The sequence below is a fragment of the Salinivibrio sp. KP-1 genome, from assembly GCF_000968645.1.
Taxonomy (GTDB): Bacteria; Pseudomonadota; Gammaproteobacteria; order Enterobacterales; family Vibrionaceae; genus Salinivibrio; species Salinivibrio siamensis.
This window is the reverse complement of the sequence record NZ_LAQR01000001.1, coordinates 729291-745915: the sequence shown is the minus strand read 5'-3', so window position 1 is coordinate 745915 and position 16625 is coordinate 729291. Positions and strand designations below refer to the sequence as shown.

15 protein-coding genes are annotated in these 16625 nt (G+C 50.0%); 7 read left to right on the top strand and 8 right to left on the bottom strand.

The genetic code is table 11. The features are described 5' to 3' along the window. Positions 1-5: 5 nt before the first annotated feature. Positions 6-1208 (top strand): choline ABC transporter ATP-binding protein, encoded by a 1203-nt coding sequence (gene choV, locus WN56_RS03315; RefSeq protein WP_046073602.1) that lies wholly within the window; start codon positions 6-8, stop codon positions 1206-1208. Positions 1209-1360: 152 nt separating this feature from the next. On the opposite strand, the gene WN56_RS03310 is transcribed toward choV, so the two are convergent. Further along, entirely contained in the window at positions 1361-1855 is a 495-nt protein-coding gene (locus WN56_RS03310) for a fasciclin domain-containing protein (protein ID WP_046073601.1), read from the bottom strand. A 415-nt stretch (positions 1856-2270) separates the two neighbouring features. On the opposite strand from WN56_RS03310, the gene WN56_RS03305 reads away from it, so the two are divergent. Further along, positions 2271-2576 (top strand): hypothetical protein, encoded by a 306-nt coding sequence (locus tag WN56_RS03305; RefSeq protein ID WP_046073600.1) that lies wholly within the window; start codon positions 2271-2273, stop codon positions 2574-2576. 86 nt (positions 2577-2662) lie between these two features. Here the strand turns inward: WN56_RS03305 and yjjG are convergent, their stop codons facing one another. Then, entirely contained in the window at positions 2663-3340 is a 678-nt protein-coding gene (gene yjjG, locus WN56_RS03300) for a pyrimidine 5'-nucleotidase (protein ID WP_046073599.1), read from the bottom strand. A gap of 133 nt (positions 3341-3473) precedes the next feature. Further along, positions 3474-4697 (bottom strand): NupC/NupG family nucleoside CNT transporter, encoded by a 1224-nt coding sequence (locus WN56_RS03295; RefSeq protein ID WP_046073598.1) that lies wholly within the window; start codon positions 4695-4697, stop codon positions 3474-3476. Between the two features lie 548 nt (positions 4698-5245). On the opposite strand from WN56_RS03295, the gene WN56_RS03290 reads away from it, so the two are divergent. From WN56_RS03290 to WN56_RS03270, 5 genes are all read left to right on the top strand, one after another. Further along, positions 5246-6862, top strand: coding sequence for a BCCT family transporter (locus tag WN56_RS03290; protein ID WP_197075735.1), 1617 nt, complete (start codon positions 5246-5248; stop codon positions 6860-6862). A 423-nt stretch (positions 6863-7285) separates the two neighbouring features. Next, positions 7286-8902 (top strand): BCCT family transporter, encoded by a 1617-nt coding sequence (locus WN56_RS03285; RefSeq protein ID WP_197075734.1) that lies wholly within the window; start codon positions 7286-7288, stop codon positions 8900-8902. 160 nt (positions 8903-9062) lie between these two features. After that, the gene (locus tag WN56_RS03280) at positions 9063-10940 is read left to right on the top strand and encodes a DUF294 nucleotidyltransferase-like domain-containing protein (protein WP_046073595.1); all 1878 of its coding nucleotides are present in this window, start codon (positions 9063-9065) and stop codon (positions 10938-10940) included. 9 nt (positions 10941-10949) lie between these two features. Further along, a complete protein-coding gene (locus WN56_RS03275) occupies positions 10950-11681 on the top strand; it encodes a 3'-5' exonuclease (RefSeq protein ID WP_046073594.1) in 732 nt (243 codons plus the stop codon). A 139-nt stretch (positions 11682-11820) separates the two neighbouring features. Further along, positions 11821-12024: a hypothetical protein gene (locus tag WN56_RS03270; protein WP_046073593.1), complete on the top strand. Its 204-nt coding sequence runs from the start codon at positions 11821-11823 to the stop codon at positions 12022-12024. 106 nt (positions 12025-12130) lie between these two features. Here WN56_RS03270 and WN56_RS03265 read toward each other — a convergent pair whose 3' ends face one another. The 5 genes from WN56_RS03265 to WN56_RS03245 form a co-directional block, all read right to left on the bottom strand. After that, positions 12131-13561: a sodium:alanine symporter family protein gene (locus tag WN56_RS03265; RefSeq protein ID WP_046073592.1), complete on the bottom strand. Its 1431-nt coding sequence runs from the start codon at positions 13559-13561 to the stop codon at positions 12131-12133. 582 nt (positions 13562-14143) lie between these two features. Further along, positions 14144-14326 (bottom strand): DUF2496 domain-containing protein, encoded by a 183-nt coding sequence (locus WN56_RS03260; protein WP_046073591.1) that lies wholly within the window; start codon positions 14324-14326, stop codon positions 14144-14146. Beyond that, complete coding sequence (locus tag WN56_RS03255) at positions 14323-15249, bottom strand: histone deacetylase (protein WP_046073590.1); 927 nt, start codon at positions 15247-15249, stop codon at positions 14323-14325. The genes WN56_RS03260 and WN56_RS03255 overlap by 4 nt, the downstream gene beginning before the upstream one ends. A gap of 14 nt (positions 15250-15263) precedes the next feature. Continuing rightward, entirely contained in the window at positions 15264-15815 is a 552-nt protein-coding gene (locus tag WN56_RS03250; RefSeq protein WP_046073589.1) for a primosomal replication protein, read from the bottom strand. A gap of 23 nt (positions 15816-15838) precedes the next feature. Beyond that, the gene (locus WN56_RS03245) at positions 15839-16612 is read right to left on the bottom strand and encodes a TSUP family transporter (protein ID WP_077578509.1); all 774 of its coding nucleotides are present in this window, start codon (positions 16610-16612) and stop codon (positions 15839-15841) included. Positions 16613-16625: the final 13 nt, after the last annotated feature.

Below are 16625 nucleotides of genomic sequence, written 5' to 3'. Positions count from 1 at the left end.
AAACCATGGACGCAATCGCAATTAAAAATTTAGACGTGGTGTTTGGCGACAATGTTAAGCCAGCACTGGATCTGCTTGATGACGGATTAAGCCGCTCAGAGATTATCGAAAAGACCGGTCAAGTTGTGGGCGTGGACAATGTCTCACTCAATGTGAAAGAAGGTGAAATCTGTGTCTTGATGGGTTTATCAGGCTCAGGTAAATCGAGCCTACTGCGCGCCGTGAATGGATTGAACCCCATCAGCCGCGGTAGTCTTGAAGTCCGTGATGGCAACAGAATGGTCGACATGGCAACAGTTGACTCGCAAACGCTTCGCCACCTTCGTACTAACCGTGCATCTATGGTGTTTCAAAAGTTTGCACTTATGCCTTGGATGACAGTGGTTGATAACGTCGCCTTTGGCCTAGAAATGAAAGGTATCAGCAAGAAAGAGCGTCGTCGACAAGCGCTGGAAAAGCTAGAAATGGTCGGGTTGGACGACTGGGCTTATCAATACCCGCATGAGCTGTCTGGTGGTATGCAGCAGCGCGTTGGCTTGGCCCGTGCGTTCGCGATGGACAGTGATATTCTACTGATGGATGAACCTTTCTCGGCACTGGATCCACTGATCCGTGCGCAGCTACAAGATGAGTTGCTAGAGTTGCAGAAAAAGCTCAATAAAACGATTTTGTTTGTGAGCCATGATTTGGACGAAGCCCTGAAAATTGGTAATAACATTGCCATTATGGAATCAGGCCAGCTTATTCAACATGGTAAGCCTGAAGACATTGTGCTGCGTCCTGAGACGGATTACGTGCGTGACTTTGTTGCTCATACTAATCCATTGAACGTGTTGAAAGGGCGTTCGATGATGAAATCTGTTGACGACTTACCTCATGTCGACAACCGTTGGAAAGTGTGTGAGCAGCGTGATATTTGGGTCACCGCAGAGCAGGGCGGTCGTTTGTCAGCCGCTGCAGGCTCACAGCCCTTACGAGTCGTTGAATGGGAAAAAGACGTTCAAGATCTGTCACAAGTTGGAGACGACACCATTGTGGTTGCCTCGCCTGACATCGAAATGCGTGATGCGATTGAAATTCGCTATCACACTGTTAAGCCGGTGTTACTCATCGAAGAAGGGAAACTGGTTGGTACCTTATCTGACCATGACTTCTACCACGCGCTGTTAGGTAAGTTTCAACAAAAGTGCACTGATAAAGCGGCGTGACATTCGGTGTATGATTTGTCTATAGACAGATGAATAAAACAGCCTGCTCCAAGAGCAGGCTGTTTTTTTTACGTATCTATGTGTGTACCGAGGTTTGGTGCCTCACTCATATCGCCTCACGAGCGACCTTGTTGAGCGAGACGGACAAAGTACTAGGGCATTATCACGGTATCAATCACATGGATTACGCCGTTGGAGGTCATGATATCGGGCTTGACGACGGTAGCGTTATCGATTTTGACATCCCCGTACGATGTTTTGATCATTACGTCACTGCCTTGCACTGTGGTCGCGGAAGACATTCCCATCACTTGCTCTGCCGTTACTTTTCCAGGGACGACGTGGTAGGTCAGGATCTCGGTGAGTTTGTCTTTGTTTTCTGGCTTGAGTAGGGTGTCTACCGTGCCATCAGGTAACTTATCGAAAGCCGCATTCGTGGGGGCAAAGACGGTAAACGGGCCCTTTCCTTTCAATGTATCAACAAGGTCCGCGGCTTTAACGGCTGCCACCAATGTTGAAAAGTCGTCATTTTTCATTGCTGTATCAACAATGTCATGCTCACCTTTGTGGTGGGCAGCGACGGCGTTTCCCATCCCAACCAGCAATGTCGCAGTGATGGCTAATTTCGTGATCGTGCGTGTTAACATCATTGTTCTCCCTTTTGCGTTCGTTTCCCCACCCAATAAGTTGCCTTATTACAACCCTTGGTGACGACTTGGGAAGTATCAACTTGTTGCAAGGGTGAAAACGAGGACGGAAGCGAAGTCGATCACTGGTAAGGAGAATATTCCCCATCTTCCTCTTTTCTACGCCTAATAACCGCCGCCGTCTTGTGAAATTTTTCGAACGAGTCATTCATATTATTGTGATTGTCGTCACGGTCTGTCAGGCGTAATCTCATTCTCGTTCCACGGCAATAGCGCAATGACAATGTCGAACCGTGATTGCGCCTTGATGAGTCTCTGGAGACAGATTTTTAGAAATGGAGACATTGAGGTGACAAATCACCGGCACAATTTGCGTTTAATAGCTGTCAACCCATTACGAAAGAGGAAACAAACCATGAAAAAACTTGCTGCAATCTTTGCCCTAACGCTCGCTTCAACGTCTGTCATGGCTGGTGGTCTGAACCTCGATGTAGACCCTGCAGAAGGGGGCGCTTGGGTAACGGTCACTGAACAAGGCCAAGCGGTAAAAGGCGCTAAAGTCGCCAATGAGTCGGGTCTTGATGCGAAGGTAACGGATGAGTCTGGTCGTGTATTTATCCATGCTCAGAACCAAAACAGCCGCTCAATCAACTTTGTGGCTAGCACCGATCAAGGTGAGCGTGTAGAGCAAGCCGCATTCATCAAAGGCGACCACAGCTAAAAGACGCGCGATTGAGTTCAAGCCGCCGTTAACAATGGCGGTGCCGATAAAAAGAGAGCATGTTTGCTCTCTTTTTTTGTCACTGTTTAGGTTGGCAGTAGCCAATTTTTTAATTGATGTAGAGAGTCAACTTGGTGTGTCGGCGCAATATCTTCAGGGACTGGGGTATTATCGACATTTAGCCAACACGTATCGATGCCGGCTTGCATGCCACCGAGAACGTCAGAATGTGGGTTATCACCCACCATCAAGATTTTCTCTTTAGGCGGATGCCCCATTTTTTCAAACGCATGTTCAAAGATACGTGGGTCAGGCTTAGCGACACCGACCTGCTCAGAAATGACTAACGTAGAGATCGCCGCCTTCAATCCTGTTTTTTCTAAACGAATATCTTGTAAAGCCGTAAACCCGTTGGTGATGATACCAATATGAGCATGCGGGGAAATGGCGTTGATGAGTTCCCGAGCCCCTGGTAATGGTTCACAGATGTCTGCCATGGCATCTAAAAACCCTTGGTTTAAGGAAGAAGGGGCGACGTTTAAGCGCTTTCCCCAGTCCGTAAAGCGTTCGGTCTGTAGAGTCTGGGCATCAATTTCCCCATTTTGATACTGTACCCACAGTGGTTTATTGCGTGCGGAGTATTCGGCAAACGCCTGCTGATCAAAATCGACATCGTAATGCGAGAACAGACGTTGTAAGCCGGAGAACGCATCAAAGTGAAACAAGGTCTCGTCGGCATCGAATAAAACCCATGGGTATCGCATGTTATTACATCTCTTTACGTGAAGTTAACTAAGTGTAACAGAGTGCCAGTGCGGTTTTCGAGTCCATTTTCGTTTACTCACCGTCCATGGTGAGAAACAGCGTGAGTGGCCGCGAGCGAATACGCTAGGGGAATCACAAGGAAAGGTAGAGACCTGCCAGGGTCGCACTCATCAGGTTGGCGAGTGTCGCCGCGAGAATGGCTCGCATACCGAGTGTCGCAATATCGCCTCGGCGTTCGGGTACGATGCCGCCTAGGCCTCCCATCAGCATGGCAATGGAGGTCAAGTTGGCAAAACCACACAGCGCAAACGTCACGATAGCTTGACTGTGGGCGGATAATTGGCCTTTTAAGTTCATAAAATCGGCAAAAGCAACAAACTCGTTCACCGCGATTTTTTTACCAATCAAGGTGCCTGCGGTCATGGCTTCATGCCAAGGAATGCCAATTAACCAAGCCACCGGCGCGAACAGGTAGCCAAACAGCCATTCAAGGCTTAGCTGAGGCAGGTTCAAAAGAGGACCAAGCTTACCTAACCCACCATTGATGAGCGCAATCATACTGATCACGGCCAATAAACTGGCACCCACTGCCATGGCGATTTGTAAGCCACTTAAGGCGCCTTGCGTGCCGGCATCAATCAGGTTCACTGGTTTGTCCTGTGTGTCTTGCACTGATTGATGTTGCGTCGGGGTCATCGGTGTTTCGGTTTGTGGCACGATGATCTTGGCCATCATGAGTCCTGCCGGTGCCGACATAAACGCCGCCGCAATAAGGTACTTCATTTCCACACCGAGCCCTGCATAGCCTACCATGGTGCCGCCAGCCACTGAGGCGAGCCCACCCACCATGACAGCAAACAGCTCTGAGCGTGTCATGGCAGCAAGAAAAGGCCGAACAACCAGCGGCGCTTCAACAGAGCCAACAAAAATATTGGCGGTGGCAGACATTGATTCTGTACGCGACGTGCCGAGTACACGTCGTAGTAGTCCACCAATCAGGCTAATGACCCATGTCATGACCCCAATGTGGTACAGCACAGCGATCAGTGCAGAGAAAAAAACGATGGTGGGCAATACATTAAAGGCGAATATAAAACCGAGTTTGAATTTAGCGAGATCGCCAAAGAGGAACTCTGCGCCTATGTCACCAAAGCTGATGATCGCAGAGACGGTGTCAGACGCGTTGGCCAAAATACGCTGGCCAAGGGGAACCGAGATGATAAAGCCAGCAAAGACGATTTGTATGAGGAATGCACCGCCAACGGTGCGCCAGTTAATCGCGGATCGATTTTCAGAAAAACCCATCGCGATAAGAAAGAGGACGCTAATCCCCAACAGGCCAATGCCAAACTGCATGATGTTGCTCCGCAAACGTTAAACTTGAGATGGAAAACGATTGCGGCGGTATTGTACGTGGTTTTTCTTATGTGACAAGTGTCACTTTGTGTGTTTTGTGTTTGCATTTTGTTTCATCAATGGTGTCTTTGATATGAGCAAGCGAGTTGCCCAAGCGTGATGACTTTCACGATCGTTATGTTTGCTTAGCAATGGTGGAAAATACGACTATGATTTTAAAAGGGTGTTAGGCGTTCTAAAACGCTATTAACCAAATTGTTTATTGTTCTGAAATAAAGAGTTCAAATAACCGGGAAAGCCAGTAAAATCGGGGCATGGAGGGAAGTTGGTGTTGGGTGCTTGGTTAGAAAGTAAACATTTGGTTAGGGGCCTAATTAAATTTTTTCTCAGATGTGGTAATGTAGTTGATTGTGTGGTGACAGCTGGTCTTTTATTGCTGGTAAAGATGGCTTGAACAGCAATGAATAATGGGCGCACCACCAACACTCACAGGCTTCCGAATAAACGGACTAAGGAGTTAACTCGTGAGCGATAAAAGCCATGAAGATATGATGACACCAGACGGGAAGGTTAACCCGATCGATACTGATTATCAGGTCGGTCAGGATAACGTGGCACTGAAACTCGGCCCGTTTGGTTTTGATATTCACAACCGAGTATTTATGGTCTCAGGGCTGGCTATTTTGGCCTTCATTTTTGTCACCCTGGCCTTTCAAAACCAAATTGGTCCTGTTTTTGGGGATCTACGTGGATGGCTAACTTCAAACCTAGACTGGTTCTTCCTTTCAGCAGGAAACATTTTTGTTATTGCCTGTCTAGTGCTGATTGCGTCTCCACTGGGTAAAGTGAGACTCGGTGGTACCGAAGCTAAGCCCGATTACAGCTACGGCGGCTGGTTTGCGATGCTTTTCGCAGCCGGTATGGGTATTGGTCTGATGTTCTACGGGGTTTCAGAGCCACTGACGCATTTCCAAACGGCGTTAGGCGGGACATCCGTGGGCGCTGATGGTCTTCGCACTGACTGGGCGCCTTTGGGTGCGGCAGCCGGTGATACAGAGGCGGCGCGCCGCTTGGGTATGTCTGCCACGATTTTCCACTGGGGCTTACACCCATGGGCGATTTACGCGGTATTGGCGTTAGGCCTGGCACTGTTTGCGTACAACAAAGGCTTGCCTTTGACCATGCGTTCTGTGTTCTACCCACTGTTCGGTGAACGTGTTTGGGGCTGGACGGGCCACGTGATTGACATTTTGGCAATCATCGCGACCTTGTTTGGTCTTGCAACATCGCTTGGCTTGGGTGCCTCACAGGCATCAGCGGGTCTTCACTATCTGTTTGATACACCGCTAGGTGATACCACAGAAGTGTTGCTGGTAATGGGCATCACAGGCGCCGCGATTCTTTCGGTTGTGGCTGGTGTTGATAAAGGGGTCAAGCGCTTATCTGAAATCAACATGATGCTTGCGCTATTGCTGCTCATCTTTGTGATTGCAGTGGGTCCAACCATCGCTATCCTGACCGGTTTCTTTGGTAACTTGGGCGCGTATCTACAAAACTTGCCTGCGCTGTCAATGCCATTTGGCCGTGAAGATGCCAACTTTACTCAAGGTTGGACATCCTTCTACTGGGCATGGTGGATTTCTTGGTCCCCATTCGTCGGTATGTTTATTGCGCGCGTATCGCGTGGCCGTACCGTGCGTGAATTCATCACTTGTGTGTTGATCATCCCATCAGCAGCCTGTGTATTGTGGATGACTGCCTTTGGTGGCACCGCAATTGGTCAGTTCGTCAATGAAGGCTATACCGCGGTTACGGACGCAGAGCTGTCACTGAAACTGTTTGCGATGTTAGATGATCTGCCACTAGCAGCGATCACCTCGTTTATCGGCATTATCCTGGTCATGGTGTTCTTTATCACCTCGTCAGACTCAGGGTCATTGGTTATCGACACCATTTCTGCCGGCGGTAAAGTGAATGTTCCTGTGCCACAGCGTGTATTCTGGGCCTCTTTCGAGGGCTTGGTGGCCGTTGCGCTGATCCTTGGCGGTGGCTTGGTCGCCCTGCAAGCAATGGCGGTGTCGACAGGCTTCCCATTCACGATTGTGTTGCTGGTTGCTACCGTGTCACTGTTTAAAGGTTTGGCCTCAGAGCCTCGTGCTTCTTAAGCCAAACACTTAACGTCGCGTTAAGGTTTTATAAGCAGCCCCAAGCGGGCTGCTTTTTTTATTGGTTACGTTTTCCCTACCTATTGTGTTTTTCTTCCCTGATTGCGCCAAAAGCGAGCACCTTTATCCAATCGTTATAACTGTTAAAGAATGAGTTCAAAGGATCTGCTTCGTTGTAACTAAGCTGTGCTGGCAAGGTATGTGTGTAACAACCTTGATGACAAAGTGACCAAGCGGTTAGGGGCCTAATTAAAGCGCGTGCGCTCTATGATATTCTTGTTGACCGTGTTGTCATTGCCACCCTTTTTGGTGTTTTTATCACGCTTAAATACCAAGCAACCTTCGGCAGTGTTCGGCAGCACATAAGGCTTGTGAATCGACGAACTAAGGAGTTAACGCGTGAGCGATAAAAGCCATGAAGATATGATGACGCCAGACGGAAAAGTTAATCCGATCGACACTGATTACCAAGTTGGTCAGGATAACGTCGCCCTAAAAGTGGGCCCGTTTGGTTTTGATATTCACAACCGTGTATTTATGGTCTCAGGGCTGGCGATTATGGCCTTTGTCTTTGTGACCTTGGCCTTTCAAGATAAAATGGGGCCGATTTTTGGCGATTTACGTGCTTGGCTGACTGCAAATCTCGATTGGTTTTTCCTCTCGACAGGCAATGTTTTCGTCATTGCTTGCTTAATACTGATTGTCTCGCCGTTAGGAAAAGTGCGGCTGGGTGGCACAGAAGCCAAGCCGGACTTTGGCTATGGTGGCTGGTTCGCGATGCTTTTCGCCGCGGGTATGGGCATTGGTCTTATGTTCTATGGCGTGTCAGAGCCGTTGACGCATTTTCAAACCGCGCTCGATGGCACGTCGACAAATGCTAATGGTATCCGGACTGACTGGGCCCCGTTAGGCGGTGCCGCGGGGGATACAGACGCGGCACGTCGTTTAGGTATGTCCGCGACCATTTTCCACTGGGGACTGCACCCTTGGGCCATCTATGCGGTGCTGGCGCTTGGTCTTGCACTGTTTGCTTACAATAAAGGGTTGCCGCTGACTATCCGCTCGGTGTTCTATCCCTTGTTTGGTGAGCGCGTTTGGGGCTGGACCGGTCATGTGATTGATATTTTAGCTATTGTGGCGACGCTCTTTGGTCTTGCCACCTCGCTCGGTATTGGTGCCTCACAAGCGTCCGGTGGTTTACATTACTTGTTCGATACGCCGTTAGGCGCAACGACCGAGATCATCTTGGTGGTGGTGATCACCGCGATGGCGATCTTCTCCGTTGTCGCTGGCGTCGATAAAGGGGTGAAGCGCCTATCTGAGCTTAATCTTATCCTTGCGTTCTTGTTGTTGCTGTTTGTGATTGCGGTTGGCCCGACGCTCGCGATTCTGACCGGTTTCTTCGGTAATCTCGGCGCCTATTTAGAAAATTTGCCAGCACTGGCGATGCCATTTGGGCGAGATGATGCCAACTTTACCCAAGGTTGGACATCCTTCTATTGGGCGTGGTGGATCTCTTGGTCACCATTTGTCGGGATGTTTATCGCGCGCGTATCTCGGGGTCGAACGGTACGCGAGTTCATTACCTGTGTGTTGTTGATCCCATCGGCGGCCAGTGTGCTTTGGATGACGTCATTCGGGGGCACGGCAATTGACCAGTTTGTCAACGACGGCTACACCGCCGTTGTCGATGCCGAGCTGTCTCTGACGTTGTTTGCGATGCTTGAAGGCCTGCCACTTGCGACGATCACCTCGTTCATTGGTATTATTCTTGTCATTGTCTTCTTCGTCACGTCATCCGACTCAGGCTCTTTGGTGCTTGATACCATCTCGGCGGGTGGAAAAATGGATGTACCCGTATCACAACGGGTGTTCTGGGCCACTTTTGAAGGTTTAGTGGCGGTGGCGCTGATCCTTGGCGGCGGCTTGGTGGCGTTGCAAGCGATGGCTGTCTCCACCGGCTTCCCATTCGCCGTGGTGCTCCTGGTAGCGACTGTCTCCTTGTTTAAAGGCTTGGCCTCTGAGCCACGCGCGAAATAAACAGGTGTGCTAACTGTTTGATTGTTAGCTAAGATAGGAAAGGCAGGCCTTCGGGGCTGCCTTTTTTATTACCCGGCCAGCGCTTGAGCTGTGTCGCTGGCGAAAGAACGGATGCCCCAAAGGGGAGCCCTTCAATAAAATGCAGGTTTAGGTGAGCATTATGGAAGCTGAACAAATTGAAATCGCGACATTTCTTGCCCAGTACGCCCCTTTTGACGCGATGCCGGAAGAGGTGGTGGCTGAGGTAGCAACCAGTATTGAAATCAGTTACTACCGTGCAGGCACCGATATTTTTGCTTACGGTGATGAAATTCACGATTTAGCCATCCTGCGTAGTGGCGCGGTCGAGCTCTTTCGCCGGAATGGAACCTTGTACAACCGTATTTCAGAAGGCGATATCTTTGGTCAGATGGGCCTTTTGATGAACAACCGCGTCCGGATGCCCGCCAAAGCGATCGAGGATACCTTGGTCTATTTTATCCCAGAGGCGATGTTCAACCGGCTCTTTGATGACTTTGAGCACTTTGCTGATTTTGTTGAGGTAGAGGACAGAACCCGATTGCGCCAAGCGGTATCGAGTCACAACGAAGCCAATGATTTGACCACCTCAAAAGTGAAAAAGCTGATTATCCGTGACCCGGTAATGATATCCAGTACAGACTCGGTTCAGCACGCTGCTCAGGTCATGTCACAAGAGACAGTCTCTTCTATTCTGGTGATGGGCGATGAGCCAGATCCTGATACTGGTATAAAGCCGGTACTGGGGATCATAACGGATCGTGACTTACGTAATCGCGTCTTAGCGGAAGGGTTGCCTTATGAGACGCCAGTGCAAGAAATCATGTCACCACAGCTGATCACGCTTGACCACAATGCGTATATCTTTGAGGCAATGCTGACCATCTTGCGCTCAAACCTTCATCATGTGCCCGTGATTCAACACGGTAAGCCGATTGGTGTGGTCGCACTGTCTGATATCGCGCGCTATGAGTCGCAAAACAGTTTGTTCTTGGTGGCGAGTATCTTCCGCCAACAATCTGTGGATGATTTGGTCATCTTGTCTAAACAAGTGAAAGATTGCTTTGTCCGTATGGTCAACGAAGACGCGAATTCACATATGATAGGCTCCGCGTTGTCGGTGATTGGCCGTAGTTTTAAACAGCGCTTGCTTGAGCTTGCTGAGGAAGAGCTCGGTGAGCCGCCAGTGCCGTATTGCTTTTTGGCCATGGGGTCAATGGCACGTGACGAGCAGTTAATTGTTACTGACCAAGATAACGCCATTATTTTGGACGATAGTTATGATCACAGTCAGCACAATGCGTATTTTGAAGCCTTGTCTAAACGTGTCTCTGATGGATTGAATGCGTGTGGGTATACGTATTGCACCGGCAATATTATGGCGACTAACCCTGAGTGGCGAAAAACGCTGAAAGAGTGGGAGCAATGCTTTGCTGATTGGATTGATAATCCCAGTCCGCGATCGCTACTTGATAGCAATATCTTTTTTGACCTTGATGGCGTCCATGGTCGCACCAACTGGGCAGAGCAACTTAAAGCCTTTATTGGTCGTCGTGCGCGCCGCAACAACCGCTTCTTGGCGGCGATGGCACGCAATGCGCTCAATCGCACACCGCCACTGGGCTTTTTCAAAGACTTTGTCATGGAGCAAGACGGGCGTCATAACAATTCCATTAACTTAAAACGTCGTGGCACGGCACCTTTGGCCGATCTGATTCGGGTACATTCATTGGCGATCGATTCACGCTCGCAAAACTCCTTTGAGCGTTTGGACGATATTATCGAGTCGGGGATCTTGCCTAAAGGTCGAGGCCCAGACTTACGCGATGCAATGGAATTTATCTCTATGGTGCGCATTCGTCATCAAGCGTTAGACATCGAAGCGGGTCGCGAGCCGGACAACAACATCGAGCCAGAGAACCTATCTGACTTTGAACGTCGAAACTTAAAAGATGCATTTCAGATCTTAAGTAACGCGCAGAAGTTCTTGAAATTCCGCTATCAGCCGAATCGGTCTTAAGGGGAGGGTATGCTTCATTTCGATTTGAGAAAAAAAGAGGATGCCGACGACGTGGATTGGCGTGCCATGCTGGAAACCAAACGTGAGACGGTCCAGCATGAGACGTTGCAAGCGTTTTATCAGCAAGGCTGGGTATCGCCTGATACGCCTGTCTCCCAGGTGTCTTTTGTGGCGTTAGACTTTGAAACCACAGGGCTTGATAGCCAGCAAGATGCGATTGTCAGTATTGGCTTGGTGCCCTTTACCCTGAATCGCATTCGTTGTCAGCATGCGCAACACTGGATTGTTAACCCTAACCGGCCGTTGGCAGAGTCGTCGATTGTCATTCATGGGATCACTCACTCAGATATCGTGAATGCCCCTGACTTTTCGCATGTGATTGAACCTTTACTGAGCGCGCTAGCCGGCTCAGTAGTCGTGGTTCATTATCGCCGTATTGAGCGGGAGTTTCTGGACCGTGCGATCAAACAGCGCCTAGGCGAGGGGATCATTTTCCCAATGGTCGATACCATGGAATTAGAAGCGCGCAAACATAGAAACGGTAAACGCAGCTTTATGGATTGGATTGCCCGTCGCCCGCCCGAGTCGATTCGTTTAGCCGATAGTCGTCATCGTTATCACTTACCCTTTTACCAGAGCCACCATGCGCTGACGGATGCGATGGCAACGGCTGAACTACTGCAAGCGCAAATTGCCCATGACTTTTCACCGGACACGCCCATCAGTGAACTGTGGCGCTAGCCGCGGGAGCGAGCTTCACTTCTAAAACGGATGATCTCGGGGCGAGAAAACGAATGAACCCTTTTCTGGTGGTTTTCGTAATGACTGACAAGGCGTATAATCGACGTGCTACAAGTCAGTGACGGAAGTGAGAGGAAAAATGACATTGATCCATGCGGTTGAAGGGTTAGCGTTCGGTCTCGGTGTGCTATTGCTGTCATCGTCCATTGGCTTTGCGTATTGGGGGATCACTTTAAAGCCTGAAGAGGCTGAGGACATGACCGCACGTAAAATTGAGTTGGGGTTTTATGCGGGCGCGTGTCTTGTTTTCGCTCTACTCATTGGCTATTGGTTGAGCGTGTAGCCTTAGAGACTTTGGTATAACGGCGCCAGCGCAAGCCTAAGACTTAAAAGTGAGTGTAAAAAAACCACCGATTGCTCGGTGGTTTTTTCGTATGACCCGTAGGGGATTACCAAACGTCTTTATCGATTTGCTTATCCAGTTTCGGGAACTTGGTGCGATCAAAGGTTGGGTTTTTGCCCGCACGGCGCTGGTCTTCATAGTCTTTCATCAGCGCGAAGGCGACACCCGACAAGAGCGCAATCGCCACCAAGTTGATCACGGCCATCATGCCCATCGACAAGTCAGCAAAGCTCCAGATTAACGGTAAGTCGGTAATCGATCCCACCAACACCATAGCTAGCACAGCAATACGGTAGAGCAGAATCGCGTTTTTCGAGCGGAAAATATACTCGATGTTTGACTCACCATAAGAATAGTTGGCAATGATAGAGGTGAAAGCGAATAAGAGGATTGCGATAGCAATAAACGCCGCACCCCAGTCACCCACTTGGCTAACCAATGCTTCTTGGGTAAGCGCAATACCCGTTAGGCCGCTATTTGGCTCAAGCATACCGGAGATCAAGATGATCGATGCTGTCGCGGTACAGATAACGATGGTGTCGACAAAAACACCCATCATCTGAACATAGCCTTGCGCCGCTGGGTGATTTGGCTTGGTGGTTGCGGTAGCGGCCGCATTCGGTGCTGAACCCATACCTGCTTCGTTTGAGAACAAACCGCGCTTGATACCGTGCATCATCGCTTGCGCGATCGCATAACCCATTGCACCACCCGCCGCTTGTTCAAGCCCGAGCGCGCTTTTAACAATGGTGGAGATCACAGCAGGTAGCTGCTCGATATTCATGCCAACCACGACAAGCGCAACCAGCAAATACGCCAGTGCCATAAACGGCACGATCAGCTCCGCCACACGCGCAACCGAACGCATACCGCCAAAAATCACGGGTGCGGTCACTACGGCAAGGGCGATGCCAACCGCTAAGGCATCAAAGCCAAACGCGGTATTCATTGCTGCAGCAATCGAGTTGGACTGGACACCGTTAAACGCCAGACCAAAGGCGATAATCAGACAAATAGCGAACGCAATACCTAACCAGCGCTGACCTAAGCCTTTCTCAATGTAGTAAGCCGGGCCACCGCGAAAGGTCTTATCGTTGTGGTTAACTTTGTATGCCTGCGCCAAGGTGGACTCGACGAAACTGGTTGCCATGCCGACCAATGCCGTCAGCCACATCCAGAAGATAGCACCAGGGCCACCCAGATAGAGTGCGACGGCCACACCGGCCATGTTTCCGGTACCGACGCGCGCTGCCAGACTGGTACTAAAGGCTTGGAAAGAAGAGATACCACCTGACGCGCCATCGCGGCTGTTGGCCATGAGTTTGAACATGTGGCCAAAGTTACGGAATTGAATAAAGCCAGATCGTACGGTGAAGTACAAACCTAAGCCAATCAAAAGATAAATGAGTACGCTGCCCCAAAGGAGGCCGTTACCTGTATCGACTATGGACACAAATAGATTTTTAAGTTGTTCCATCATTAAACTCTGTTTTGTCTGTTGGGAGACGCCTAACTCGATAAACACGTGAACTCAGGTTCATCGTGAAAGAGCGAGGGTCGACAACCACTGTCCATGTGAGATCTCTGCCGTCCATGCAGGTGAGCAACGAAACGCGCGATAGCACCAAAACATCTGGCTTGCTATGACGCGCGATGTTGGATCTGCAACAGCATTTTGAATCCATGCTCGGCTGTTGCCAGAGTGCGCCGTTGCCAGTGATAGCGATGTCTTAGCACATCAATACACTAGGTGGAGCACGCCGGATAATACCGACATTTGTGAGACAAAACACTAGATGATTATTGATCTGTTGGTTTTTTGAGCGGTCTTGGGTGTTAATAACAGCACTAAAAACTGTAACAAGAATGTAATGGGTTGCATGCTAATTACTTGATGTTAAAGCAGTCATCTCGACGCCTTTCGCATATTATTCCGTATTTTTTGACTAAATAACGTTTTCTTGCGCGCTGAACGAAATGTGATCAATGCCTCATATTACCGCCGATTCATCGTACCGACTGTCGAACGAATTTGCCCGAACCGGTAGATAAAGGTGACTTATTCACTGGATGACGCTGCTTTTTTGGTCAGCAAATCATGCTTAACGATATTGATCGCGGAGAGCGCTGTGTCGGTATCGATCGCATGGCTTTCAAGCAAGTAAATAAGATCGACGGCGAGTTTAACGTCGTCGGGGGCCTCTTCGAGTGCTTTTGACGAGGAAGAATGTGAGTCAGTCATGATGCCTCCAGGCTGGCGGAAAAGTCGGGAAAGTGGGTGAGCGCGGCTTGTATCAGTTGTTCGTGCAACGGGATTAGCCGCTCATGGGTGTCATGATAGCCTCCTCCTATGACCGCAGCGACAGGTATCTGGTGGGAGGCACACCGTGATAACACGCCTGTGTCGCGTTGAAAAATACCCTCAGCGGTAAGTGACAAATACCCCAACGCATCGTCTTTATGCACGTCGACACCCGCATCATAGATCACCATGTCGGGGCGGTGCTGAGCCAGTGCAAGGTCGAGTAAAGGCAAAAAGGCATCGAGATAGTCGCTATCTTGGGTGCCAATCGGGAGGGGTAAATCAAGCGTTGATGATGGCTTTCGCGAGGGGAAATTTTTCTCACAGTGGACGGAAAAGGTCACAATATCTGGATGTGAGGAGGCTAGCGCGGCGGTGCCGTCACCGTGGTGAACATCGCAATCGACGATCATCACTGTCTCTATGCCCGGCTGCGTGAGGGCATGACGCGCAGCAATCATTAAGTCGTTAAATAAACAAAAGCCACTGCCAAAGTCATAATGGGCGTGATGGTAGCCGCCGGTAAGATGAATAGCCAGACCCGTGCGCAATGCCTGATCCACCGTTAAGGTGGTGCCACCCAGTGAGGTTAAACTGCGCTTTATTAGCGACTTACTCCAAGGAAACCCAATACGGCGCATTTTTACCAAAGGCAAGTTGCCCTCGAGTAATTGACTCACATAGGCGGGGTCATGAATCGCGTCAATGATCTCTCTGTGCGCGGCGGTGGGCTGGTAAAACTCAACCGGCAATCCAAGCGCTTGCAATCGTTCGAACAGCAGCCTGTACTTTTGCAGTGGATAACGGTGACCCTCGGGAAGCGGGAAATCAGAGTAAATGGGATGGTATATCAGTGGTAGCACATTCGCTCCTTACGTTATCGCTTTTCCCGGTAAGTAATGGTGGTTTCAATGCGTTCTCGGGCTTTGGTGCACCGCGCTAGACGCTGCTCGAGCGCGAGAACTTGCTTTTGATGCTGTTGCCGTACAGCCGGACTGGAGGCCATCTCAACACTGGCGTTGGCATCACGGAGCTTGTCGGCGAGACGCCGCTCCCAGTCTTGATGCTTGGCCAAGTCTTGATAGAGCTCACCGATAGATTGGCGTCTTGGCCCACGACGTGCTTGTTCTTGCTTACGTAAAGGTTGAGTGGCAAGTTCACGCTGGAGTGCGGTGATTTGTGCTAACAAGGTTTCGCAAATATGGGTGGCTCGCGCATCCGTTAGTACCCCTTGCTGATGATCGCGGCGCATCACGGCTAACAGGCCTTGTGCTTCATTAACACAGGGCGTTAATAACTTACCTTTGCAGTGAAAAAGTGGCGTGGCAAATAGCGGTGCCTTGGCTTCTCCTCGGCGACGATCAACCTCTGCGGCTTGAACGGCGAGTTGATCTAAATGTTGAGCCATGGCATCGATTTGCGCTTTCATGATGTTTTCTCTCTCAATGAGGGTTAGAACCAAGCATCAACGGCGAGTTTGCCCGCTAGAATAACCACCGCGGTGATAAAAATAGGGCGAATAAAACGGCTACCAAAGCGGATGGCTGAGTGAGCGCCAATAAAAGCCCCTAGCATTAAGCAGGCTCCCATGGTTAAGCCCAGCGCCCAGCTTACATGGCCTAACAGCGCGAACGCCACCAGTGAGGTGAAGTTACTGGTAAAGTTCATCGCCTTTGCTAATCCCGAGGATAGCAAAATATTCATCCGATAGAGCGACATGGTGGAAACCGTCCAAAACGCGCCGGTTCCCGGACCTGCCACCCCGTCATAAAAGCCAAGTGATAAACCCTGACTCCACTGTTTTATGGGCAGCTTTGGGCAACGTGCGGGTAGCTGGTTGTTATCGCCTTTAGGGTGTGGATGCCAGATGGTATACACGGCGGCGACCAACACCACAATGGGAATGGCCTTCTCTAACCATTCGGTACTCAGAACGTCCACCAGCAGGGTGCCGGCCGTGGCGCCAATTAAGGTCCCCCAAAACGCATGCTGCCAAAATAAGGGAGAAAATAGGCGCTTTTTATAATAAGTGAACGCGGCGGTGCTCGACGCAAAGGTCGCGGCCAGCTTATTGGTGCCTAACGCAACATGCGGCGGCAGGCCAAGTGATAATAGGGCAGGGACAGTGAGCATGCCGCCACCGCCAGCTACCGCATCAATAAATCCAGCGACAAACGCGGTCAGCCCCAGAATAACTAAAGTAGAGAGGTCAATCAGTTCCAGCATGTTAACTCGTCAG

Coding starts and splice junctions, on each gene's coding strand:
- choV (WP_046073602.1), top strand. CDS start 6: ATGGACGCAATCGCAATTAAAAATTTAGACGTGGTGTTTGGCGACAAT.
- WN56_RS03310 (WP_046073601.1), bottom strand. CDS start 1,855: ATGTTAACACGCACGATCACGAAATTAGCCATCACTGCGACATTGCTG.
- WN56_RS03305 (WP_046073600.1), top strand. CDS start 2,271: ATGAAAAAACTTGCTGCAATCTTTGCCCTAACGCTCGCTTCAACGTCT.
- yjjG (WP_046073599.1), bottom strand. CDS start 3,340: ATGCGATACCCATGGGTTTTATTCGATGCCGACGAGACCTTGTTTCAC.
- WN56_RS03295 (WP_046073598.1), bottom strand. CDS start 4,697: ATGCAGTTTGGCATTGGCCTGTTGGGGATTAGCGTCCTCTTTCTTATC.
- WN56_RS03290 (WP_197075735.1), top strand. CDS start 5,246: ATGATGACACCAGACGGGAAGGTTAACCCGATCGATACTGATTATCAG.
- WN56_RS03285 (WP_197075734.1), top strand. CDS start 7,286: ATGATGACGCCAGACGGAAAAGTTAATCCGATCGACACTGATTACCAA.
- WN56_RS03280 (WP_046073595.1), top strand. CDS start 9,063: ATGGAAGCTGAACAAATTGAAATCGCGACATTTCTTGCCCAGTACGCC.
- WN56_RS03275 (WP_046073594.1), top strand. CDS start 10,950: ATGCTTCATTTCGATTTGAGAAAAAAAGAGGATGCCGACGACGTGGAT.
- WN56_RS03270 (WP_046073593.1), top strand. CDS start 11,821: ATGACATTGATCCATGCGGTTGAAGGGTTAGCGTTCGGTCTCGGTGTG.
- WN56_RS03265 (WP_046073592.1), bottom strand. CDS start 13,561: ATGGAACAACTTAAAAATCTATTTGTGTCCATAGTCGATACAGGTAAC.
- WN56_RS03260 (WP_046073591.1), bottom strand. CDS start 14,326: ATGACTGACTCACATTCTTCCTCGTCAAAAGCACTCGAAGAGGCCCCC.
- WN56_RS03250 (WP_046073589.1), bottom strand. CDS start 15,815: ATGAAAGCGCAAATCGATGCCATGGCTCAACATTTAGATCAACTCGCC.
- WN56_RS03245 (WP_077578509.1), bottom strand. CDS start 16,612: ATGCTGGAACTGATTGACCTCTCTACTTTAGTTATTCTGGGGCTGACC.